A 22955-nucleotide genomic window follows, 5' to 3' on the forward strand; every position below is an offset into this window, starting at 1 on the left:
CCTACCTGCCCCTGTCATGCAACGGGCACCGCCACGCCACCCGGAGACGACCATGACCTTGCCTGAAACGCCGCTTGCTCCGGAACTCGCCGTCAGCGAATGGTTCAACACGCCCGCCCCGCTGACGCTCGCCGGCCTGCGCGGACGACCCGTCCTCCTGCACAGCTTCCAGCTCCTCTGCCCCGGCTGCGTGGCGCAGGCCATTCCGCAGGTCCAGCGCATCGAGCGCGTCTTCGCCCATACGGATCTGCAGGTCGTCGGCATCCACACGGTCTTCGAGCATCATGCGGCAATGTCGCCGGTGACGCTGCGGGCTTTCCTGCACGAATACAAGCTGAAATCCCCGGTCGGCGTCGACCTCAAGGAAGACGGCTCGGACATTCCGGTGACGATGCAGCGCTTCGGGTGGCGCGGAACGCCCTCCTGCGTGCTGATCGGCCGGGACGGCACGATCCTGCACCAGGCCTTCGGCGTCGAGGACGATATCGCCGTCGGGGCGAGGATCGCCATGGCACTGTCCGCGCCCCCGCCGAGATCCGCCGCGGCGCCGGCGGCCACACCATGACGGCGGTTGCCTTGCTCAGCCTGCGCATCGGCACGGTCGCGCCGCTCGGCGCGCACGGCGTGCCGAGCGGCATCGTCAAATCGCCCGTCGACCACGCGCTCCGTCTTTCCGAAAGCGGTTTTGCCGGCGACATGCAGGGCGACACGGTGCGGCATGGCGGGCCGGAAAAGGCCGTGCACCACTATCCCGTCGAGCACTATGGCGACTGGGCCCGCGATCTCGGTTCGCATCCGCTCTTCGCCAGCCCCGGCGCCTTCGGCGAGAACCTCTCGACGGCCGGGCTGACGGAGAGCATGGTGGCGATCGGCGACGTGTTCGAACTCGGCACCGCGGTCATCGAGGTCAGCCAGGGGCGCCAACCCTGCTGGAAGCTGAACGAGCGCCTCGGACGGACGGAGATGGCGCGCCTGGTGCAGGCGTCCGGGCGGACCGGCTGGTACTACCGGGTCCTCACGCCCGGCACCGTCTCGCCCGCCGACCGCCTCGTCCTGCGCGAGCGGCGCGCGCCGGAATGGACGCTTTCGCGCATCTGGCGCGCCTTCTACATCGATCCGCTCAACCGGGCGGAACTGGTCGGCATCGCCGCGCTCGAGCCTCTTGCCGACGGCTGGCGCGCCCATGCCGCGCGCCGGCTGGAAAGCAACCGGGTGGAGGACTGGACGAAGCGCCTCACCGGCTCCGCCTGACCTGCGCAAGGCCCGCGCACGCCTGCGACGCTATTGCACTTTCGGCCGGATATCGCTTGCGCTAAAAGTGGTATCGAGAATACTTTTTTGCGACCCGGCCGGGAGACGACAGCATGCGGATGACGCTTCACACGGACTATGCCCTGCGCATGCTGATCTATGTGGCGACGCGGCCGGAGGGCGTGTGCACGGTCAACGACGTCGCCGAGGCCTACGGGCTTTCGCGCAACCATCTCCTCAAGGTGGCGCAGACCCTGCGCGGCCTCGGCCTCATCGAGACGACGCGCGGGCGGGCAGGCGGCATCCGGCTGGCGAAGACGCCGGACGCGATCGCCGTCGGCGCACTGGTGCGGGCGACGGAGGAGGAGTTCTCGCTCGCCGAATGCATGCAGGCGGGAGGCCGCGCCTGCGCGATCTCGCCGGCCTGTCGGCTGAAGGGGATGCTGCACGAAGCGCTTGCCGCATTCCTTGCAGTCCTCGACAAATACACGCTTGCAGATATTGTCCACAACAGGGCAGCGCTCGGGCCGCTGCTCGGCATCGGCGCTGCGGCGTGAGATACGAAAGGAAGGTATCGATGATATCCGGATTGACGGTTTCGGAGCGCCATCTGGCCCTCTTCGTGCTCGGCGCGCTCGCCCTTGCCGGGCTTGCCATGGCGGTGGCCGGGCGGGGCGATCCGCTCGCCGTGCACGGCTATATCGTGCTCGTCTTCAGCGTCGGCCTCGGCTTCGTGGTGCTGTCCGCGCTGTTTGCGCCGGAACCGCCGGAAGGCAGGCTTTCCGAATATTACGACGACCCGACGCGGGTCGGCATCATCCTGTCGCTCGCCTGGGCGGTCGCCGGCATGTTCGTCGGCGTCTGGGTGGCGGCGCTCCTCGCCTGGCCGGAACTGACCTTCGTCGACAGCGCCTGGGCGAGCTTCGGGCGCCTGCGCCCCGTGCACACCTCCGGCGTCATCTTCGGCTTCGGCGGCAATGCGCTGATCGCCACGTCCTTCCATGTGCTCCAGCGCACCTGTCGCGCCCGCCTGCCGGACCAGTTCAGCCCGTGGTTCGTGCTGATCGGCTACAATCTCTTCTGTCTTGTCGCGGCCACCGGCTACCTGATGGGCATGACCCAGTCGAAGGAATATGCCGAGCCGGAATGGTATGCCGATATCTGGCTGGTCGTCGTCTGGGTCGTCTATTTCCTGATCTACATCCGCACGCTGCAGCGCCGCAAGGAGCCGCATATCTACGTCGCCAACTGGTACTACATGGCCTTCATCCTGGTCGTGGCGGTGCTGCACATCGTCAACAACCTCGCCGTGCCCGTCTCCTTCGGCCATGCCAAGAGCTATTCGCTGTTTTCCGGCGTGCAGGACGCCATGACGCAATGGTGGTACGGCCACAACGCCGTCGCCTTCTTCCTGACGGCCGGCTTCCTCGGCATGATGTACTACTATCTGCCGAAGCGCGCCGAGCGGCCGATCTTCTCCTATCGCCTTTCCATCATCAGCTTCTGGGGCATCACCTTCATGTATATGTGGGCGGGCGCGCACCACCTGCACTACACCGCCCTGCCGCAATGGGTGCAGACCCTCGGCATGACCTTCTCCATCGTGCTCCTGGTACCGTCCTGGGCGTCCGCCGGCAACGCGCTCGCCACGCTCAACGGCGCCTGGCACAAGGTGCGCGACGACGCGACCCTGCGCTTCATGATGGTCGCCGCCGTGTTCTACGGGCTTTCCACCTTCGAAGGCTCCTTCATGGCGATCCGCGCCGTCAACTCGCTCTCGCACTATACCGACTGGACCGTCGGCCATGTGCATGCCGGCGCGCTCGGCTGGGTGGCGATGATCACCTTCGGCTCGCTCTACGCCCTCGTGCCGTGGATGTGGAAGCAGGAACGCATGTATTCGCCCAAGCTGATCGAGGTGCACTTCTGGCTCGCGCTTGCCGGCACCGTCGTCTACGTCTTCGCCATGTGGAATTCAGGCATCATCCAGGGCCTGATGTGGCGCACCTACAACGACAGCGGCACGCTCGCCTATTCCTTCATCGACAGCCTCGTCGCCATGCATCCCTACTACATCGCCCGCGCCTTCGGGGGGCTCCTGTTCCTCTCCGGCGCCGTCGTCTGCTCGTTCAACGTCTGGATGACGATCCGCATGGCGCGGCAGGCGCGCGCGACGGAACCCGCCGGCGACGTTCCCCTCTACGGCAAGGCCGGCACGGCGCCGGCAGGAGAATGACGATGAAGGAATTCTTCCATCGCAAGCTCGAACGCAACGCCATCGGCTTCGTTCTGGCCATCGTCGGCGTCGCCTCGATCGGCGGCCTCGTCGAGATCGCGCCGCTCTTCACCATCCACGAGACGGTGGAGGAGGCGCCGGACATGCGGCTCTACACGCCGCTGGAGCTTGCCGGCCGCAACCTCTACATCCGCGAGGGCTGCTATGCCTGCCATTCGCAGATGATCCGCACGCTGCGCGACGAGGTGGAGCGCTACGGCCCCTATTCGCTGGCCGTGGAATCGAAATACGACCACCCGATGCTCTGGGGCTCCAAGCGCACCGGCCCGGACCTCGCCCGCCTCGGCGGCAAGTATTCCGACGCCTGGCACGTCGCCCATCTCGTCAACCCGCGCGACGTGGTGCCGGAATCGGTGATGCCGCGCTACGGCTGGCTGAAACGCAACGCGCTGCGGATCGACGACCTCGGCGAGCACCTGGCCGCCCAGCGCGCCGTCGGCGTGCCCTATACGGATGCGATGATCGAGAACGCCACCGCCGACGCCCGCGCGCAGGCCAATCCCGACGATGCAGGCGCCTCCGGCGTCGGCGAGCGCTACGGCGAGGCGACGAATGTGCGCGCCTTCGACGGCAATCCGGGCCTGCTGACCGAGATGGACGCGCTGGTCGCCTATCTCCAGATCGTCGGCCAGCTGACGCAGGCCGCGCACCAGCAGACGGCAACGGCGGAGTGAGGCGATGGACGTCGATCACAACAGCGTCGTCGCCTTCGCCAAGAGCTGGGGGCTTTTCTATCTCGTCGCGCTCGCCGCGGGCGTCCTGATCTACGCGCTGTGGCCGGGCAACCGGAAGCGCTTCGATCGCGCCAAGACGAGCATTCTCGACAAAGACGACCGGCCGGGGGACGACTAGACATGGCAACCGAAAGACACGATCCCACCACCGGACGGGTCACCACCGGGCACGAATGGAACGGCATCGAGGAACTGGACACGCCGATCCCGCGCGTCGTCCTGTTCTTCCTTGCCGTCACGACGCTCTTTGCCGTCGTCTACTGGGTCCTGATGCCGGCCTGGCCGCTCGGCGTCTCCTATACGAAGGGCCTGCTCGGCATCGACCAGCGCAACGTCGTGACCCGGCAGGTCGAGGACGCCGCGACGGCGCGCGCCGCCTGGACCGGCCGCATCGCCGAGGCGAGCCTTGAGGAGATCGCCGCGGACGACAGCCTGATGCAGCATGTGCGCGAGACGGGCCGCACGCTCTTCATCGACAATTGCGCCGCCTGCCACGGCACGCGCGGCACCGGCGGCCCGGGCTTCCCGGACCTTACGGCGAAAGCCCGGCTGTGGGGCGGCGAACCGGAAACCGTCGCCGAGACGATCCGCATCGGCATCAACTCCACCAATGACGAGACGCGCATCTCGCAGATGATGGCCTTCGGCCGCGACGGCATCCTCGACGACAAGCAGGTGCGCGCCGTCGCCGCCTATGTGCGCTCGCTTTCCGACCTGCCGATGAGCGCGGCCGCCACGGCCGAGGTCGAGGCCGGCGGGCAGGTCTTCGCCGACAACTGCGTGGCCTGCCATGGCGAGGACGGCCGCGGCAGCACGGAGGCCGGCGCGCCCGACCTCACCGACGCCGCCTGGATCTACGGCAACAGCGCGCAGACCGTCTTCACCTCGATCTATTCGGGGCGGCAGGGCCATATGCCCCATTGGGACGGCCGCCTCTCGCCGGTCGATATCAAGCTCCTGACGCTCTATGTCGGCACGCTGGCGGAGGGCAGCCCATGAGCGGCGCGGCAAGCGAGGCGCCCCGGCCCGGGCGCATCAACTGGCGGATCGCCGCGATCCTCATCGTCGCGGCGGGCCTTGCGGTCTTTGCCGGCGCCAATGCGCATCTCGTCCATGTCGCGCTGACATCGCAGCCCGATTGCGTGCAACACCTGAAGACGGAAGGCCGGGACGGCGCGTATCGCGCCGCAAGGCCCTCCTGCTGAAGAGAGGAAGGATAATCATGGGAACGACCGAAAAGACCGGTAGCGCGCCCGTGCCGCTCGCCGAACAGCGCCGCCGCCACCTGCCGGCCGGCGCGGCGCTCGGCTGGCTTGCCGCCGGCTGGCACGACCTCTGGCACAACCCGCTGCCGAGCCTCGCCTACGGCTTCGCCGTCTTCCTCCTGTCGCTGGCGGTGGTCTGGGGCCTCTTCCGCCTGGAACTCGACTACATCCTCTTTCCGGCGCTCGCCGGCTTCATGGTGGTCGGCCCGCTGGTGGCGATAGGCCTCTACCGCAAGAGCCGCGACCTCGAGGACGGCATCGCGCCGAGCCTTGCGCGCATGATCTTCGTGAAAACCGCCTCGGGCGCTCAGGTCTGGTATACCGGCGCCATCCTCGGCCTGCTCATGCTCGTTTGGATGCGCGCCGCCGTCATCATCTATGCGCTCTTCGTCGGGCTCCGCCCCTTCCCCGGCCTCGACCATGTCGTCGCCATGCTGGTCTCCACGCCGGAAGGGCTCGGCATGCTCGTCGTCGGCACGGCGGTCGGAGGGCTCTTCGCCGCCTTCTCCTTCGCCATCAGCACCTTCGCCATCCCCATGCTGCTGGCGGAGAAGACGGACGCCTTCACCGCCATGGGCACGAGCATCTCGCTCACCTTCCGCAACCTGCCCGTCATGCTCGCCTGGGGCGCCATCGTGCTGGCGCTCACCGTCCTTGCCATCGCGACCGGCTTCCTCGGCCTCGTCGTCATCTTCCCGCTGCTCGGTCACGGCACCTGGCACAGCTACAGGGCGATCCGATGAGAGGCCGCGCCGCCCCCGAACGCACCATCGTCATCGACGGCAAGCCCCTGCCGGAGGTGCTCGACGAGACGATGATCCATGCCGTGGTACACGGCTTCTACGACGAGATCCGCAAGGATGCGCTGCTCGGCCCGATCTTCAACGGCGCGATCCCGCCGGAGGAATGGCCGGTGCATCTTGCGAAGATGTGCGACTTCTGGTCCGCGACGCTGCTGCGCACCGGCCGCTACGACGGCCGGCCCCTGCCGCCGCATCTCGCCATACCGGAGCTTCAGGAACAGCACTTCCATCGCTGGCTCACGCTGTTCCGCGCGACCGTGGAGAGGCTGTGCCCGCCGGAGGTCGCCGATCTCTTCCTCGACCGGGCGCTGCGCATCGCCCATTCCTTCCGCCTCGCCATCGCCTTCAGCCGCGGCGAGGATTCCCTGGCGATCGCGCCGATCTCACGGGAGACGCTGCCATGAGCGCGGCCGCGGCCGATCCTCTCGTCCTCCACCGGGACGAGGCGGGGGAATTCCTCCTGCCAGCCGAATTGCTGGCCGCGCGCTTCGGCTGGCCGACGCAGACGCTGCAGGATTACATGCGCCGCGGCCTCGTCGCCTCGCGCGTCGAGCGCGGCGAAGGCGAGGATGCCGGGCGCTGGCGGCTTTCGGTCCGCTGCGGCAACCGCCGCTGGCAGGCCGTCGTGGAGGCCGACGGGACGGTCGGCGCGCAGCGCGTCGAAGTACTCTCCAACACCGCGCCGAAACCCTCACGATAGAGCGAGGACCGGCCGCGTCAGTCGCCGAGAAGCTGGCGGTCGTCGCCGTCGCGGCGACTGACCAGTTCCTCCTTGATGCTGCGCAGCGTCTTCATCGCCTTGGTCCGGTCGGCATAGGCGACGAGATTGGCCAGCATGTCGATGACCGCGAGATAGGCATAGCGCGTCGAGGTGGGCCGGAAGATGTTCTTGCCCTCCGGCATCTCGACGGCGATCACCACATCCGCCGCCGCCGCCACGGGCGAGCCGCCCTGGGTGAGGACGATGGTGGGAATGCCGCGCCGGCGCAAAAGTTCGAGGCAATGGACGAGGGCCGTGTCGCGGCCGGTGAAGGAGGAGCCGAACACCACCGTGCCCGGCTGGGCGGCCGCGGAGATCATCGCGTTCATGTTGTGGTCGTTCGACGCGTTGATGCGGCAGCCGAGGCGGAAGAGCCGGTTGTGCAGCTCGTTGACGATCATCGCCGAATTGCCGCTCGCCCCGAAGGCCTGGATGAAATCGGCGCCGCGCAGCAGGCGGGCCGCCATGTCGAGCGAGGCGAAATCGAGCTGGCGATGCAGCTGGAACAGCGCATTCTGCGCCTTGGCGATGATATCCTCGGCCACTTCCTCCGGCGTTTCGGTCGGCACTTCCGGCTTGACGTAGCGCAGGCCCACGAAAGTCAGCCTGGCAAGCTGCACCTTGAAGTCCGGATAGCCCTTGCAGCCGAGCCGGCGACAGAACCGCGTGACGGTCGGCGGCGACACGCCGGCCCGGTCGGCCAATTCGCCGATCGACGAGTTGACGACGAAATCGACATCGTCGAGGGCGAGCTGCGCCAGCTTGCGGTCGAGCCCCGATAGCCGGCCGTCCTCATCCGACAAGGCATGAAAAAGGTCCATCGGCTCCCACCTTCCCCTGCGCGGCGCGCCGGCCCGGCGCCTGAATGAAAATAAATTTCTTCTTCGCCCAGTCATAACACAGTGCCGGCCGGCATCAATGGGTCCGATGGCCCGTACAGGCAATTCGCGCGCCGCAGCACGGACGATCCTTTCGCGAAAGGAGGGATCGGGCCGGTTTCGAGACAGGGATTTTCAGGCCGGCACGCCCGGTTTTCAGAAAAAATTTTACGTATCGCTCGCAAATCGGCATGCGGCATCGAACGGAAGCCGGCGATCCCTGAAAATCAGACCTCCCAGGTGCATCCTCGTTTTCATGACCTGCCGCTTTCCCGGGCTTTCCGCCCGCTCCCGCCCGCGCTGGAACATGTTGAAATCGATGCGGGAATCGAAACTGCGACGGCGCGCCGGCCGTTCTCGCCCGGACGCATGCCATGAAAATTTCCCACCTTATTGCACCGCAAGAAAACAGATTACGCAAAGACACGCCAGAAGCCCGCCATCCATTGACTTTACGTGAAATTATCGCATTATCGAGAAAACAAATTACATCGCTCCAGCGATGACATCGACGGGAACTTTTTAGATCCAGAGCACGGCGCGCGCGCCGTTCGGCCAGGCACACCGGCGCGGCACGCGGCGGGCGATGCCGGCCGGGCAGCGGCCGGCCTGGACGTATCGGAACGGACGCCCATGCGCATCTTCACGGCCTCGCTTGCCACCGAGACCAACACCTTCTCGCCGGTCCCCACGGACATGAACGCCTTCAAGGCCGCGTTCTATGCCGGCCCGGGCGAACATCCCGATACGCCGACGCTCTGCTCCTCCGTCGTGCCGATCCTGCGGCGGCGCGGCCGGGCGGAAGGCTTTGCCGTCATCGAGGGCACGTCCTGCTGGGCCGAGCCCGCCGGCCTCATCCAGCGCCGGACCTACGAGACCCTGCGCGACCGCATCCTCGGCGAATTGCAGGCCGCCCTGCCGGTCGATGCCGTCGTGCTCGGCCTGCACGGCGCCATGGTGGCGCAGGGCTATGACGATCCGGAGGGCGATCTCCTGGAGCGGATCCGCGCGCTCGTCGGGCCGGACGTGCTCGTCGCCGCCGAGTTCGACCCGCACAGCCACCTCACCGCCAAGCGCGTCGCCAATCTCGACCTGATGGCGACCTTCCTCGAATTCCCGCACACCGATTTCGAGGAGCGCGGCGAACATGTCGTCGAACTGGCGCTGCGCACGCTGCGCGGCGAGATCCGCCCCGTCATCTCCACCTTCGACTGCCGCATGATCACCCTCTACCCGACGAGCCGCGAGCCGATGCGCTCCTTCGTCGACCGGCTGAAGACGATGGAAGGCCAGGACGGCATCCTCTCCATCTCCGTCATCCACGGCTTCATGGCCGGCGACGTGCCGGATATGGGCACGCGCATCCTCGTCGTCACCGACGGCGACAAGGCGAAGGGCGACGCGCTGGCGCAAAGGCTCGGCCATGAACTCTACGGCCTGCGCCGCAAGGCGGCGATGCCGATGTTCGACACGGAGGCCGGGCTCGACCGGGCGCTTGCCGTGCGCGCGGAGCGGCCGGACGCGCCCGTCGTCATCGCCGACGTCTGGGACAATCCGGGCGGCGGGGTGGCGGGCGACGCGACCTATATCCTGCGCCGCATGATGGCGCGCGGCCTCGAAAACATCGCGGTGGCGACGATCTGGGACCCCATCGCCGTCTCCTTCTGCCATGCGGCGGGGGGCGGCGCGGAGCTAGCGCTGAGGCTCGGCGGCAAGTCGGGACCGGAGGGCGGCGAGCCGCTCGACCTCCGCGTCACGGTCGAGACCGTGTTCGACGCCGGCTGGCAGAGCTTCCGCAACAGCCGGGTGACGCTCGGGCCCGCCGCCGTGGTGCGCCCGCTCGGCACGACCATCGACATCGTGCTCATCACCAGCCGCACGCAGACCTACGAGCCCGACATCTTCACCAACCAGGGCATCGACTTCACGCAGAAGGCCTTCCTTCTCGTGAAATCCACCAACCATTTTCATGCGGGCTTCCAGCCGGTCTCCTCCGAGATCGTCTACGTCGCCGCACCGACCTCCTACCCGACCGATCCGGCAACAACCGCCTATCGCAAGGCCAGCCTGAAACTCTGGCCACGCGTCGACGATCCGCTCGGGCTTGAAAGCTGAACCACCCGCCGGACGGGAGCCGGCGTGCACACGAACCATGGAATACCGGAGGGATTTAAGATGAAAAACGCATTTGCCATGATGACGCTGGCCGCGGCGCTTGCCAGCACCAGCAGCCTCGCCATCGCTCAGACGAGCGACGGCGTGCTGACCGTCGCCACCATCGGCGAGCCGCCGACGCTCGACGTCATGCAGACGGCGACCGATATCGTCTTGACCATCGACCAGCACATTTTCGAGACGCTCTACACCTATGACAACGAATGGCGCTCCGTGCCGCTGCTGGCGCTCGCCCAGCCGGAGATTTCCGAGGACGGCCTGACCTATCGCATTCCGCTGCGCGAGGGCGTGACGTTCCACGACGGCAGCGCGCTCGACGCCAAGGACGTCACCGCCTCGCTGACGCGCTGGATGGCCGTCAACTCCAAGGGCAAGCAGGTGGCCGAAGTGGTCGAGAGCCTTTCGGAGGACGGGCCGAACACCGTCGTCGTCAAGCTGAAGTCGCGCTATGCGCCGCTGCTCGCCACCTTCTCGCAGGCCTCCGTCATCATGCCCTCGGAGAAGATCGCCGATACGCTGACCGAATTCGTCGGCACCGGCCCCTATGCGCTGAAGGAGCGCAAGCCCGACCAGTATACCCAGCTCGTGCGCTTCGACGGCTACAAATCCCCCGAGGGCGAGCCCAGCAACTATGCCGGCAAGCGCGTGGCCATCGCCAAGGAGATCCGCTTCGTGCCGGTTCCCGACGCCAATACCCGCGTCGAGGGCCTGATCTCCGGCCAGTTCGACTTTGCCGATTCGCTGCCCGTCAGCGCCTATGAGCGCATCGAGGCGAGCGGCAAGGCGAAGGCCGTGATCTACGAGAACACCGGCTGGGCCTCGCTCAACATGAACATGAAGGAAGGCCTGCTCATCAAGAAAGAGCTGCGCCAGGCCGTGCAGGCCGCGCTCAACCCCAACGACATGATGCTCGCCGCCTTCTCCGACGAGCGCTTCTTCAGCGTCGATGGCTCGATCTTCCCGAAGGGCTCGCTCTGGTACACCGAGGCGGGCGTCGCGCGCTACGGCGAGGGCGACCCGGAAGAGGCCGGCAAGCTGCTGGCCGATGCCGGCTATGACGGTACGCCGCTGCGCCTGATGACCAGCCGCCAGTACGAGTTCCACTACAAGATCGGCGAGGTCGCGAAAGCCTATCTCGAAGCCGCCGGCTTCAAGGTCGACCTGCAGGTGGTGGACTGGGCGACCCTGACGACCCGCCGCGCCGACCCGAAGGAATGGGACATCTTCATCACCCATTCCAACTTCCCCGGCGACCCGACGACGATCAACACGATCACCGACACCTATCCGGGCTGGTACGTCTCCGACCAGAAGACGGCCGCCGTCGCCGCCTACATGGACGCGGTGTCCGACCCGGACAAGCAGAAGGCCTGGGAGGGCATCCAGACCGCGATCTACGACGATGCGCCGCTCTTCAAGGTCGGCAACTTCAACGCGGTCACGGGCACCGGCGCCGGCATTTCCGACTACACGCCGACCTACTGGCCGCATTTCTGGAACGTCACGCCCAAGAAGTAAGGGGGACATCATGGCAAGGATCGCGCGGGCACTGTTGAACCGGCTGGGGGGCATGGCCATCGTGCTCGCCCTCGTCGTGACGGTGGTTTTCGTCATCGTCCGCGTGACGCCGGGCGATCCCGCCGCCGTGATGCTGGGGTCGGATGCGACCCCGGAAGACATTGCGCAACTGCGCACGAAAATGGGGCTCGATGCGCCGCTGATCGCCCAGTACGGCCAGTTCGTGCTGGGCATCTTCAAGGGCGACCTCGGCCAGTCGATCTTCCTCGACCAGCCGGTGACGACGGCGCTCGCCGCACGAGCCGAGCCGACCTTCTTCCTCACGCTGTTCTCCATCCTGATCGCGGTGGCGATCGCGCTGCCGGTCGGCATCCTGTCGGCCGTCAAGCGCGGCACGCTGTTCGACCAGGTCGTGGTAACGCTGACCATGGTGGCGGCAAGCGTGCCTAGCTTCTGGCTCGGCCTCATGCTCATCCAGGTCTTCGCCGTCGGCCAGGGCTGGTTCCCGGCCTCCGGCTATGGCGGGCCGGACACGACCTTCCTCGAGCGGCTGCACCATCTCGTGCTGCCGGCCGTGGCGCTCGGCGTCGTCAATTCCGCGCTGATCACCCGCTTCACCCGCGCCGCCATGCTGGACGTGCTCGGCGACGACTATGTGCGCACCGCCCGCGCCAAAGGGGCGAGCGAACGGCGCGTCATCCTGAAGCATGCGCTGAAGAACGCGCTGATCCCGATCATCACCGTCATCGGCCTGTCCATCGCCATGCTGGTCGCCGGCGCGGTGGTGACGGAGACGGTGTTCGGCCTGCCGGGCGTCGGCAATCTCGTGGTCTCGGCCGTCCTGCGCCGCGACTATCCCGTCATCCAGGGCACGCTGCTCGTCGTCGCGGCGATCTACGTGCTGATCAACTTCATCGTCGACATGCTCTACATCCTCGTCGATCCGCGGGTGCGCCTATGATGACCGCTTCCCTTTCCCTGCCGCTCGTTGCCGGCCTGCGGCGGCTCTTCCGCAACAAGGCCATCCTCATCGGCGCGATCATCCTTGCCGTCGTGCTCGTGGCGGCGGTCCTCGCGCCGTGGGTTGCGCCCTATGCGCCCAACAAGCTGTCGATCGTCAACAAGCTGAAGGCGCCGTCCTTCGCCCATCTCTTCGGCACCGACGAGTTCGGCCGCGACATCTTCTCCCGCGCCATCTATGCAGGAAGGATCTCGCTGCTCGTCAGCCTCGGCGTCGTCTGCATCTCCACGGTGCTCGGGGTCGTCATGGGGGTCGCCGCCGGCTTCTTCCGCAAGCTCGATGCGCCGATCTCCCGGCTGCTCGACGCCATGATGTCCTTCCCGGACATTTTGCTCGCCATCGCGCTGGTCGCCGCGCTCGGGCCGTCGCTGACGACGGTCATCCTGGCGCTCGGCATCACCTATGCGCCGCGCCTTGCCCGCATCGTGCGCGGCTCGACGCTGGTGCTGCGCGAACTGCCCTATATCGAGGCCGCCGTCGCCATGGGCCTGCCGACCTGGCAGATCCTGACGCGTCACGTCCTCCTCAACCTCGCCTCGCCCATCCTCGTGCAGGCGACCTTCGTCTTCGCCTCGGCGATGCTGGCGGAAGCGAGCCTCTCCTTCCTCGGCGTCGGCGTCTCCACCGACATGCCGACCTGGGGCACCATGCTGGCCTCCGGCCGCGAATACATGAACAACGCGCCCTGGCTGATGGTGTTTCCGGGCCTTGCCATCGTCTTCTCGGTCCTCGCGCTGCAACTCGTCGGCGACGGGCTGCGCGATCTCGTCGATCCGCGCCTTGCGAAGGAAAGCTGACCATGACGGACACTGCAAAGCGGCCGGTGCTCTCGATCGAGAACCTGACGACCTCCTTCAAGACCGCCGAGGGCTGGCGCGCCGTCATCCGCGACATCAACGTCGAGGTGAATGCCGGCGAGACCGTCGCCATCGTCGGCGAATCGGGCTCGGGCAAGAGCGTCACCGCGCTCTCCACCATGCGCCTTTTGCCCGCCGGCCGGGCACGCTGCGAGGGCCGCATCCTGCTCGAAGGGCGCGATCTCCTGAAAGCGAGCGAGGCGGAGATGCGCTCGGTGCGCGGCGGCACGATCGGCATGATCTTCCAGGAGCCGATGACCTCGCTCAACCCGGTCTTCACCATCGGCAACCAGGTCGCCGAGGCGCTGGTGCTGCACCGCGACCTCTCCTGGAAGGCGGCGGAGGCCGAGGCCCTGCGGCTGATGGAGCGCGTGCGCATCCCCGCCGCCAGGAGCCGGCTCGGCGAATATCCGCACAAGTTCTCCGGCGGCATGCGCCAGCGCGTGATGATCGCCATGGCGCTCGCCTGCCGCCCGAAACTGCTCATCGCCGACGAGCCGACGACGGCGCTCGACGTGACGGTGCAGGCCGAGATCCTCCACCTCCTGCGTGAATTGCAACGCGAGGAGAACATGGGCGTGCTGTTCATCACCCATGACATGGGCGTGGTCGCCGAGGTGGCGGACCGCACCCTCGTTATGTTCCGCGGCGACATGGTCGAGTCCGGCCCGACGCCGCAGATCTTCGCCGCGCCGAAGGCGGTCTATACGAAGGCGCTGCTCGCCTCCATCCCGCGCCTCGGCACGATGGGCGACGCCGCCGCGCCCCGCCGTTTCCCGGATGTCGACCCCGCCACCGGGAAGGCCAGCGACGGCCGCGTGACATCGCCCGTCCCCGATGGCGTCGCGCCGATCCTGAAGGTAGAAAAACTCGCCGTGCGCTTCGCGCTGCCGCAGGGGCAGATCCATGCGGTCGAGGGCGTTTCCTTCGACCTGAAGCCCGGCGAGACGCTGGCGCTGGTCGGCGAATCGGGCTGCGGCAAGTCCACCACGGGCCGCGCCATCATGCGCCTCGTCGATCCGAGCGCCGGGTCGATCACCGTCGACGGGCAGGATGTGGCGAAGGCCCGTTCCGGGGCGCTGCGCGCCATGCGCCGCACCTCGCAGATGATCTTCCAGGACCCGTTCGCCTCGCTCAACCCGCGCATCACCATCGGCTCGGCGATTGCCGAACCCATGCTGGCGCACGGCCTGATGGGCCGGCGCGAGGCGAAGGAACGGGTCACCGAACTCCTGCAACAGGTCGGGCTGTCCGCCGCGATGGCCGACCGGCACCCGCACGAATTCTCCGGCGGCCAGCGCCAGCGCATCTCGATCGCCCGGGCGATCGCGCTGCAGCCGAAGCTCATCGTCGCCGACGAGGCGGTCTCCGCGCTCGACGTGTCGGTGAAGGCGCAGGTCTCCAACCTCCTGCTCGATCTGCAGGAACAGCACCGCCTCGCCTATCTCTTCATCTCGCACGACATGGCAGTGGTGGAGCGCGTCAGCCATCGCGTCGCCGTCATGTTCCTCGGCGAGATCGTCGAGATCGGCCCGCGCGCGGCGATCTTCGACAATCCGCAGCACGCCTATACGCGCCGCCTCATCTCCGCCGTGCCGGTCCCCGATCCCGCACGGCGCGGGCAGCTCAACCCGCCGCTCGACGAGGAGATCAAGAGCCCGCTGCGCCCGCACGGCTATGTGCCGCCGGCGCGCACCTATCGCGAAGTATCGCCGGGGCATTTCGTGCAGGAAGCAGCGGCCTGACGCTTTCCAACGGATCCTCCCGGGGGATTTTCTGCCGGCGATCGAGCACGGCGTCCTTGTGGGAGAGATGCCGGCAGGCAGAGGGGGTGACACCGCGCGAAAACCCCAATCTTTCCCGCCTCGCGCGAACCGTTGCACGGCCGCCTCAGGGCGCATGCCTCGCGCCAGCCAGACCTGCAAGTTAACCCTTTGTTAACCATTCCATCGGTACACCGAAGCAACCGAAAATTAACGAAGATGACTGACGTGTTAACCCAACCACGGCCGATCCGCCTCAAGGGGCGCTCTTTCCTTGCGCTTGCGCTGACCCCGGAGCTGCCCTTCGAGGACTGGCTGGTGCGGCTCGACGATCTGGCCGCGCGCTCCGCCGGGTTCTTCCTGCGGCGGCCGGTGATCCTCGACGTCGACGGGCTCGATATCGAGAAGGCGGAGCTTCGCGAACTCGTCAGCCAGCTCAATGCCCGCAATGTGCGCGTCATGGGCATCGAAGGCGCGCGCTCCTCGCTGCTCGGCGCGGACATGCCCCCGGCGATGACCGACGGCCGCCCGGCCGGCGACATCGAGGCGCCCGCCGCGGAGGAGCCTGCGAAGAAGAGCGGCAAGGCCGCCAAGGCCGAGCCCGTCGAGACGGCCGCCGCGCCCGCAAGCCCGCCGGCAATCCACACGGTGCCCTCTATGGTCGTCGCCCGGCCTATCCGCTCGGGCCAGTCCATTTTCTTTCCCGAAGGCGATGTCACCATCATCGGCTCGGTCGCATCGGGCGCGGAAATCGTCGCCGGCGGCTCGATCCACGTCTATGGCCCGCTGCGCGGCCGGGCCATGGCCGGCACAATGGGCAATGCTTCGGCGCGCATCTTCTGCCGCAAGCTCGAAGCGGAACTGATCGCCATCGACGGCTTCTACAAGACCGCCGACGACATGGAACCGGACCTGCGCGGCAAACCCGTGCAGATCTGGCTGGAAGGCGAAACGATCAAGGCAGCAACACTCGGCTGAACCGAGGACGGTTCAAACAACGGAGAGGTCAATGGGCAAGGTAATCGTGGTCACATCGGGCAAGGGCGGCGTCGGCAAGACGACGTCGTCTGCCGCGCTCGGCGCCGCGCTGGCGCAAAACGGCGAGAAGGTCGTGGTCGTGGATTTCGACGTCGGCCTGCGCAATCTCGATCTCGTCATGGGCGCGGAACGCCGCGTCGTCTACGACCTCGTCAACGTCATCCAGGGCGAGGCCAAGCTGACGCAGGCGCTGATCCGCGACAAGCGCGTCGAGACGCTCTACCTGCTGCCGGCGTCCCAGACCCGCGACAAGGACAATCTTACGCCCGAGGGCGTCGAGCAGGTCATCGCCGCCCTGAAGAACGCTTTCGACTGGGTGATCTGCGACAGCCCGGCCGGCATCGAGCGCGGCGCGACCCTTGCCATGCGCCATGCGGACGTGGCGATCGTCGTCACCAATCCGGAAGTCTCGTCCGTGCGCGATTCGGACCGCATCATCGGTCTCCTCGATTCCAAGACGCTGAAGGCGGAGAACGGCGAGCGTGTCGAAAAGCACCTGCTTTTGACGCGCTACGACGCCGTCCGCGCAGAGCGCGGCGACATGCTGAAGGTCGACGACGTCCTGGAAATCCTCTCGATCCCGCTGCTCGGCATCATCCCCGAGAGCATGGACGTGCTGCGCGCCTCGAATGTCGGCGCCCCGGTGACGCTCGCCGACGGACGCTCGGCCCCGGCGCTCGCCTATTTCGAAGCTGTCCGTCGCCTCAAGGGCGAAAGCCTGCCGGTCACCATTCCCGGCGACAAGCGCTCGTTCCTCGGCAAGATTTTCGGAAGGAAGGCGGCATGAACCTGTTCCGTTTCTTCTCCCGCGCCCAGTCGGCGCCGGCAGCGCGCGAGCGCCTGCAGGTGCTGCTCGCCCACGAGCGGGCCGCCACCGGCGACAGCGACCTCGTCAACAAGCTGCGCGACGAGATCCTGAAGGCGATCTCCAAGCACATGCAGGTGGATGACGAGAAGGTCTCCATCAAGATGGAACGCGGCGCGCAGGTCTCGACGCTCGCCGTGGATATCGAGATCCCCTTCGACGCCGGCAAGAAGGCGGCGTAAGGCCGCCCCCGGCAAGATCAGAGGAACGCCCGGGGAAAGCCGGGCGTTCGCCGTTTCAGGCGTCGCTTGCCGAGACGTAGAGCGCGGCGAGCGCCTCGAAACCGGCCTGGTCTTCCGCCGTGAAGCGGCCGGGCGACGGGCTGTCGAGATCGAGAACCCCGAACACGACGCCGTCGCGCACGAGCGGCGTGACGAGCTCGGAGCGCGAGGCCGCGTCGCAGGCGATGTGTCCCGGAAAGGCATATACATCCGGCACGAGCTGGCTTTTCCCCTCCGCCACGGCGGCGCCGCAGACGCCCTTGCCGACCGGAATGCGCACGCAGGCGACCTTGCCCTGGAACGGGCCGAGCACCAGCTCCTGCGGGCTTTTGAGGAAGTAGAAGCCCGCCCAGTTGAGATCGTCGACCGCGTCGTAGATCAGCGCCGAGAGGTTGGCGGCATTGGCGATGGCGTCGCGCTCGCCATGCAGCAGCCCCTCGGCCTGGGCGAGCAGTTCGCGGTAGAAGGCGGGCTTGTCCGCCGCCTCGATCTTCCCGATCTCATGCATGGTCGTCCTCGTACATCATGGTTTCCCGGAACCGTCGATAGACCCGGACGCTTGACCTGGCAAGAATGGCGATGGAGACCTGCGCCGCCTTCAAGGCAGGCGAGAGCATTTCCAGCCGAAGCGAGATCGCTTCGGCGTCGGATAATGCGGTAAAAACAATAATCTAGAGCATTTCCGGTGAACCGGAGTTCGCCGGAAATGCTCTAGACGCCGACGCGCTGCTTCCTGCGGCCGGCCTGCTGGTCGGCACTGGCGGCATTGACCTCGGCCCGCGCGCTCACCTGCGGCACGCCGACATCCCACCAGGCATCGCCCGGGGTCCAGGTGAAGGCGTCGGAGACGATGGTGAGGACCGTGGTGCGGTCGGTGCCCTGCGCCCATTCGACGGCATCGCCGAGATCGGCAAGGCTTTCGACGCGGCGCGTCAGCGCGCCCATCGCCTCGGCATGCTTGGCAAAATCGACGGCGAAGGGCTCCTTGACGCGGCAATCCTTCAGGAGGTTGTTGAAGGCCGGCGTGCCCTTGGCGTTCTGCAGGCGGTTGATGACCGCGTAGCCGCCGTTGTCGCAGACGATGAGGATCATCTTGTGGCCGGAAAGCACGGTCGAATAGATGTCCGAGTTCATCATCATGTAGGTGCCGTCGCCGACCATGACGATGGGCGTGCGGGTGGGATCGGCCATGGCGGCGCCCCAGCCGGCGGCGATCTCGTAGCCCATGCAGGAGAAGCCGAATTCGCAGTCGAAGGTGTTCGGCGCCTTGACGCGCCAGTTCTTCATCACCTCGCCCGGCAGGCCGCCGGCGGCGGTGATGAGGAGGTCGCGCTCCCCGGCCTTCGCATTGACGATGCCGACGACCTGGGCATAGGTCGGCACCGGCGCGTTGGTCGGCTTCTGGTAGCCGTCGAGCGCCTCGTTCCACTTGGCGAATTCCAGTTTGCCCTTTTTCGTCCAGGCACTGTCTGCCTTGTAGTCGCCGATGGCGGCTTCCAGTTCGCCGACCGTCTCCAGCGCATCGCCGACGACGGCGACGGCGCGGTGCTTGTTGGCATCCCAGCGCGCCGCGTTGATCGAGACGAAGCGGGCGTCGGGCGAAAACGCCGTCCAGGAACCGGTGGTGAAATCCATGAGGCGCGTGCCGACGGCGAGCACCACGTCGGCCTCGCCCGCCAGCGCATTGGCCGAGGTGGAGCCGACGATGCCGATGGGGCCGACATGGGCCGGATGGTCATGGGTGACCGTGCCCTTGCCGGCGATGGTCTCGCAGAGCGGGATGCCGTGCTTTTCGGCAAAGGCGGCGAGCGCCGTTTCCGCGCCCGAATAGCGCACGCCGCCGCCGGAAATGATCAGCGGACGCTTCGCCGCCTTGAGGACGCGGACGGCTTCCGCGAGGCTGTCGCGGTCCGGCCGCGAACGCGGGATCCTGTGGACGGTCGGGGCGAAGAAGCTCTCGGGATAGTCCCAGGCGATCTCCTGCACGTCCTGCGGCAGGGCCAGGAAGGCCGGGCCGCAATCGGCCGGGTCCAGCATGACGGCGACGGCCTGCGGCAGCGAGGCGATGATCTGCTCGGGATGGGTAATGCGGTCCCAGTAGCGCGTCACGGCCTTGAAGGCATCGTTGACGGTGATGGTCGGATTGCCGAAATGCTCGACCTGCTGCATCACCGGGTCGGGCCGGCGGTTGACGAAGCTGTCGCCGGCCAGAAGCAGCACCGGCAGGCGGTTGGTATGCGCGACGCCCGCCGCCGTCACCATGTTCAGCGCGCCGGGACCGATGGAACTGGTCGCCACCATGATCTGCCGGCGGCGCGTCGCCTTGGCAAAGCCGATGGCGGCAAGCGCCATCGACTGCTCGTTCTGGCCGCGCCAGGTGGGCAGCGTGTCCTTCACCGCCTCCAGTGCCTCGGAAAGACATGTCACATTGCCGTGGCCGAAAATGGCGAAGACGCCGGGAAACAGCGGCGCGCGCTTGCCGTCGATTTCGGTGAACTGGTTGCACAGGTAACGCACCAGGGCTTGCGCCATGGTCAGGCGGATGGTGGACATGGTAAACCTCCCTCAGCGGCCTTTTCGCACCGGCCATCGTTCAGAAATTTTATTTCATATTCTTAATCGTTGCAATACTTATTGCATTTCACGGCGACAGGACGCCGAGCGGCGCGCGTCCCTACCCTTTGCGCCGCTGTTTGCCCGTGACGGTCGGGATCTCGGGCGAGCCCTTCTTGTCTTCCTGCAGCAGGGCAGCGAGCGCCACGGCGATGGTCTGCGTCAGGCACATCGGCGCGGCGAGCGAGCGCGAGAAGGAATATTCGTCTTCCGGGATGGTGAAGAGCACGGCCGCGTTCTTGGCGAGCGGCGAGAGCTGGCTGTCGGTGATCGCGACGATGGGCGTGCCGTTCTCGGCCGCGACGTCGGCGATCGTCACCACCTCCTTGGCATAGTGGCGGAAGGCGATGGCGACCAAGACGTCGTTCCTGCCCATCACCTTGGCCATCTCGGGCGCAAGGCCGCCGGCCGGATCGAGCAGGATGACCCGGCATTGCAGCATGGACAGCACGTAGCGCAGGAACTTGGCGATCGGCTCGGAGCGAAGCTGGCCGGCGATGAAGATCGTGTCGGCCGCCTTCAGCGCCCGCGCCGCCTGCGACAGGCTCTCCTCCGTCGTGGTGTTCAACAGCTCCTGCAAGGTAGCGATATCGCGCACGACGAGATCGTGCAGGAAGCCGAGATTGCCCTTGCGCTTGGTCTTCTCCAGGTCGACGTCGAGCGCGCTGATGCGCTCGCGATAGCCGGGCGCGGCCGTCGACAAGCGGCTCTGGAACACCGACTGGAGCTGCTTGAAGCCGGAAAAGCCGAAACTCTGGGCGAAGCGCACGAGGATGGAGGGATGCGCGCCGCACTGTTCGGCAATCGCGTTGATCGACTGCATCGCCACGATATTGGGGTTCTGCGTGATGAAGCGGGCGACCTGCTGGAAACGATCGGAAAGGTTCGGATAGGCCTCGGTGACGATGTTGACGAAGGTCTCGTAATTCGCCGTCTTCGGCGGCGGCTGGTTGGACTGCTTTACCCTCGGCATAGGGCCTACTCCCGGATTCTCGTTTCGGACCCGGGATGAGCCGGTGCCGGTCCATATTTGCACTATTGCATAAGGCCGGCGTCTGCAACGCTCGCCCGGAGCACGCCTTCAGGCCCCGACCGTCAGGGTAGGTCGCGCGGCGATCTCCGTGCGGTTGACGACGAGCGCCGGATCGAGCGTGCCCTCGAAGAAATCGAGGATGTTCGCCGCTGCGGCCATCGCCATGCGCCGGGCGCAGGCCTCGGTGAGCCCGGCATTGTGCGGGGAGAGCACTACCCGCTCGCAGGCGAGCATCGGGTCGTCGCCGGCCGGCGGCTCGCAATCGAGCACGTCGAGCCCCGCCGCCGAAAGCCGCCCCTCCTCCAGCGCCGCCAGCAGCGCCTTCTCGTCGATCAGGCCGCCGCGCGCCGTGTTGACGAGAATGGCCGAGCGCTTCATCGCCGCCAGCTCCGCCGCGCCGATCAGCGGCTCGGCACCGGATTTCGGCACATGCAGCGACACGACGTCGGCGCGGCGCAGACCGTCCATGAGGTCGTCGACCGGCGTTACGCCCGCCGCGGCAATCTCCGCGGCATCCTGGTACTTGTCATAGGCGAGCACCGCCATGCCGAGCGCCGTCCCGATCTGCGCCAGCCGCCGGCCGATGCGCCCGAAGCCGACGATCAGCAGCGAGCGCCCGTCGAGCTCGTCGGCGTCGAGGCTGTTGCGATGGTTCCAGTCGCCCTGCCGCATCCTGCGGTCGAAGAGCACGGTGCGCCGCGCGGCCGAGAGCATCAGCATGACGGCGTGCTCGGCCACCGCGCGGGAATTCACGTCGCCGACCACGGCGAGCGGGATGCCGCGGCCGTTCAGCGCCGCGACATCGACGGAATCGTAGCCGACGCCGTGGCGCGAGACCATCTTCAGCCGCGGCGCCGCGGCGATGAAGGCGGCGGGGAGCGGCTGGGTGCGGATGAGCAGCGCATCGGCCGCTGCCAGGAAGGGCTCGTAGCTTGCCGCGGAGACCTCCTCGACATAGTCGAGCGTCACGCCGGGCGCGGATTCGAGCGCGGCAAGGCCGTCCGCGTGGATCTTGCCGGCCACCAGGATCCTCGGCATTCAATATCCTCCCCTGTCTATCGTGTCGGCGGGAGCGACCTGCTGCACGCGCTCGCGGAAGGCCCGGACGCTCGCCTCGGCGGCGCCGGCGAGGAGGCGTACGTCGTTGGAGACGGTCACGAGATCGAAGCCCCAACCCACCGCCTCGGCGGCATAGTCGGCCGTGCCGTTGTGCAGCGCCGCCCGCTTGCCGGCCCGGTGGGCGGCCTGGAGGATCGTCCTGATCGCCTCGATCATCTCGGGCTCGCGGCGGTCGAAGCCGGGCGCGTAGCGCTTGCCCTGCAGGCCGAGCGTCAGGTCGGCGGGACCGATATAGACGCCGTCGAGACCGGGCGTGGCGAGGATATCCTCGAGGTTCTCGTAGGCCTGCGCGGTCTCGATCATGGCAAGGCAGACGATCTCGTCGTCGGCCTCGGCGGCATAGCCGGGACCGGCGGAAAACAGGGCGCGGCTCGGGCCGAAGCTGCGCACGCCGGCGGGCGGGTAGCGCACATAGGAGACGAGGCGCTCGGCCTCGGCGCGGGTGTTGATCATCGGGCAGATGACGCCGTAGGCGCCGGCATCCAGCGCCTTCATGATGTCGGCCGGATCGAGCCAGGGCACGCGCACCAGCGGCGTCACGCCGCTTGCCCGCATGGCCTGCAGCATCGGCACCGCGCCGTCATAGCCGACGATGCCGTGCTGCAGGTCGATGGTGAGGGAATCATAGCCCTGCGCGGCCATGATCTCCGCGCTGAAGGAACTGGCGATGGAGAGCCAGCCGTTGAGCACCGGCCTGCCTTCCGCCCAGCGCTGCTTGACACCGTTCCTGATCATGGATGCCTCC

At 67.1% G+C, this 22955-nt stretch carries 26 protein-coding genes; 20 read left to right on the plus strand and 6 right to left on the minus strand.

Annotation, left to right across the window (positions count from 1 at the left end; translation table 11 throughout):
- Positions 1-52: 52 nt before the first annotated feature.
- The 11 genes from AB3G45_RS21920 to AB3G45_RS21970 all read left to right on the plus strand — a co-directional run bounded on the left by AB3G45_RS21920 (position 53) and on the right by AB3G45_RS21970 (position 7049).
- Positions 53-565, plus strand: a complete 513-nt coding sequence (locus AB3G45_RS21920; protein ID WP_367832561.1) for a redoxin family protein — start codon at positions 53-55, stop codon at positions 563-565.
- Positions 562-1251: an MOSC domain-containing protein gene (locus AB3G45_RS21925; RefSeq protein ID WP_367832562.1), complete on the plus strand. Its 690-nt coding sequence runs from the start codon at positions 562-564 to the stop codon at positions 1249-1251. Before AB3G45_RS21920 ends, AB3G45_RS21925 begins: the two co-directional genes overlap by 4 nt.
- A gap of 113 nt (positions 1252-1364) precedes the next feature.
- Positions 1365-1808 carry an Rrf2 family transcriptional regulator gene (locus AB3G45_RS21930; RefSeq protein WP_367832563.1) on the plus strand — a complete coding sequence of 148 codons (444 nt, stop codon included), beginning with the start codon at positions 1365-1367 and terminating at the stop codon, positions 1806-1808.
- A 20-nt stretch (positions 1809-1828) separates the two neighbouring features.
- Positions 1829-3487, plus strand: a complete 1659-nt coding sequence (gene ccoN, locus AB3G45_RS21935) for a cytochrome-c oxidase, cbb3-type subunit I (RefSeq protein WP_367832564.1) — start codon at positions 1829-1831, stop codon at positions 3485-3487.
- Between the two features lie 2 nt (positions 3488-3489).
- Positions 3490-4221: a cytochrome-c oxidase, cbb3-type subunit II gene (ccoO, locus tag AB3G45_RS21940; RefSeq protein ID WP_367832565.1), complete on the plus strand. Its 732-nt coding sequence runs from the start codon at positions 3490-3492 to the stop codon at positions 4219-4221.
- 4 nt (positions 4222-4225) lie between these two features.
- Complete coding sequence (locus tag AB3G45_RS21945) at positions 4226-4399, plus strand: cbb3-type cytochrome c oxidase subunit 3 (protein WP_367832566.1); 174 nt, start codon at positions 4226-4228, stop codon at positions 4397-4399.
- A gap of 2 nt (positions 4400-4401) precedes the next feature.
- Positions 4402-5280 carry a cytochrome-c oxidase, cbb3-type subunit III gene (gene ccoP / locus AB3G45_RS21950; protein WP_367832567.1) on the plus strand — a complete coding sequence of 293 codons (879 nt, stop codon included), beginning with the start codon at positions 4402-4404 and terminating at the stop codon, positions 5278-5280.
- Entirely contained in the window at positions 5277-5486 is a 210-nt protein-coding gene (locus tag AB3G45_RS21955) for a hypothetical protein (RefSeq protein WP_367832568.1), read from the plus strand. Before ccoP ends, AB3G45_RS21955 begins: the two co-directional genes overlap by 4 nt.
- A gap of 17 nt (positions 5487-5503) precedes the next feature.
- Complete coding sequence (locus tag AB3G45_RS21960) at positions 5504-6289, plus strand: DUF2189 domain-containing protein (RefSeq protein ID WP_367832569.1); 786 nt, start codon at positions 5504-5506, stop codon at positions 6287-6289.
- Entirely contained in the window at positions 6286-6753 is a 468-nt protein-coding gene (locus AB3G45_RS21965) for a group III truncated hemoglobin (protein WP_367832570.1), read from the plus strand. The genes AB3G45_RS21960 and AB3G45_RS21965 overlap by 4 nt, the downstream gene beginning before the upstream one ends.
- Positions 6750-7049 carry a DUF6522 family protein gene (locus AB3G45_RS21970; protein WP_367832571.1) on the plus strand — a complete coding sequence of 100 codons (300 nt, stop codon included), beginning with the start codon at positions 6750-6752 and terminating at the stop codon, positions 7047-7049. Before AB3G45_RS21965 ends, AB3G45_RS21970 begins: the two co-directional genes overlap by 4 nt.
- Positions 7050-7066: 17 nt before the next feature.
- Here AB3G45_RS21970 and AB3G45_RS21975 read toward each other — a convergent pair whose 3' ends face one another.
- On the minus strand, positions 7067-7930 hold the full coding sequence (locus AB3G45_RS21975; RefSeq protein WP_367832572.1) for a MurR/RpiR family transcriptional regulator: 864 nt from the start codon (positions 7928-7930) through the stop codon (positions 7067-7069).
- Between the two features lie 81 nt (positions 7931-8011).
- On the opposite strand from AB3G45_RS21975, the gene AB3G45_RS21980 reads away from it, so the two are divergent.
- The 9 genes from AB3G45_RS21980 (at position 8012) to minE (ending at position 17406) form a co-directional block, all read left to right on the plus strand.
- A complete protein-coding gene (locus AB3G45_RS21980; protein ID WP_367832573.1) occupies positions 8012-8365 on the plus strand; it encodes a hypothetical protein in 354 nt (117 codons plus the stop codon).
- A gap of 255 nt (positions 8366-8620) precedes the next feature.
- Complete coding sequence (locus AB3G45_RS21985; RefSeq protein WP_367832574.1) at positions 8621-10102, plus strand: M81 family metallopeptidase; 1482 nt, start codon at positions 8621-8623, stop codon at positions 10100-10102.
- Between the two features lie 60 nt (positions 10103-10162).
- Positions 10163-11680, plus strand: coding sequence for an ABC transporter substrate-binding protein (locus AB3G45_RS21990; protein WP_367832575.1), 1518 nt, complete (start codon positions 10163-10165; stop codon positions 11678-11680).
- Positions 11681-11699: 19 nt separating this feature from the next.
- Entirely contained in the window at positions 11700-12641 is a 942-nt protein-coding gene (locus AB3G45_RS21995; RefSeq protein ID WP_367833646.1) for an ABC transporter permease, read from the plus strand.
- Positions 12638-13498: an ABC transporter permease gene (locus AB3G45_RS22000; RefSeq protein WP_367832576.1), complete on the plus strand. Its 861-nt coding sequence runs from the start codon at positions 12638-12640 to the stop codon at positions 13496-13498. The genes AB3G45_RS21995 and AB3G45_RS22000 overlap by 4 nt, the downstream gene beginning before the upstream one ends.
- 2 nt (positions 13499-13500) lie before the next feature.
- Positions 13501-15303 carry a dipeptide ABC transporter ATP-binding protein gene (locus AB3G45_RS22005; RefSeq protein WP_367832577.1) on the plus strand — a complete coding sequence of 601 codons (1803 nt, stop codon included), beginning with the start codon at positions 13501-13503 and terminating at the stop codon, positions 15301-15303.
- Positions 15304-15540: 237 nt separating this feature from the next.
- On the plus strand, positions 15541-16299 hold the full coding sequence (gene minC / locus AB3G45_RS22010; RefSeq protein WP_367832578.1) for a septum site-determining protein MinC: 759 nt from the start codon (positions 15541-15543) through the stop codon (positions 16297-16299).
- A 31-nt stretch (positions 16300-16330) separates the two neighbouring features.
- Positions 16331-17146, plus strand: coding sequence for a septum site-determining protein MinD (gene minD / locus AB3G45_RS22015; RefSeq protein ID WP_367832579.1), 816 nt, complete (start codon positions 16331-16333; stop codon positions 17144-17146).
- The gene (gene minE / locus AB3G45_RS22020) at positions 17143-17406 is read left to right on the plus strand and encodes a cell division topological specificity factor MinE (RefSeq protein WP_064329066.1); all 264 of its coding nucleotides are present in this window, start codon (positions 17143-17145) and stop codon (positions 17404-17406) included. The genes minD and minE overlap by 4 nt, the downstream gene beginning before the upstream one ends.
- A 55-nt stretch (positions 17407-17461) precedes the next feature.
- Here minE and AB3G45_RS22025 read toward each other — a convergent pair whose 3' ends face one another.
- From AB3G45_RS22025 to AB3G45_RS22045, 5 genes are all read right to left on the minus strand, one after another.
- A complete protein-coding gene (locus AB3G45_RS22025; RefSeq protein ID WP_367832580.1) occupies positions 17462-17953 on the minus strand; it encodes a GAF domain-containing protein in 492 nt (163 codons plus the stop codon).
- 203 nt (positions 17954-18156) lie between these two features.
- Positions 18157-19998, minus strand: coding sequence for a 3D-(3,5/4)-trihydroxycyclohexane-1,2-dione acylhydrolase (decyclizing) (gene iolD, locus AB3G45_RS22030; RefSeq protein ID WP_367832581.1), 1842 nt, complete (start codon positions 19996-19998; stop codon positions 18157-18159).
- Positions 19999-20119: 121 nt separating this feature from the next.
- Positions 20120-21031: a MurR/RpiR family transcriptional regulator gene (locus AB3G45_RS22035; protein ID WP_367832582.1), complete on the minus strand. Its 912-nt coding sequence runs from the start codon at positions 21029-21031 to the stop codon at positions 20120-20122.
- A gap of 108 nt (positions 21032-21139) precedes the next feature.
- A complete protein-coding gene (locus tag AB3G45_RS22040) occupies positions 21140-22129 on the minus strand; it encodes a hydroxyacid dehydrogenase (protein WP_367832583.1) in 990 nt (329 codons plus the stop codon).
- Positions 22130-22945, minus strand: coding sequence for an HpcH/HpaI aldolase/citrate lyase family protein (locus AB3G45_RS22045; RefSeq protein WP_367832584.1), 816 nt, complete (start codon positions 22943-22945; stop codon positions 22130-22132).
- Positions 22946-22955: the final 10 nt, after the last annotated feature.

Origin of the sequence: Shinella sp. S4-D37, assembly GCF_040812195.1 — a bacterium.
GTDB lineage: Bacteria > Pseudomonadota > Alphaproteobacteria > Rhizobiales > Rhizobiaceae > Shinella.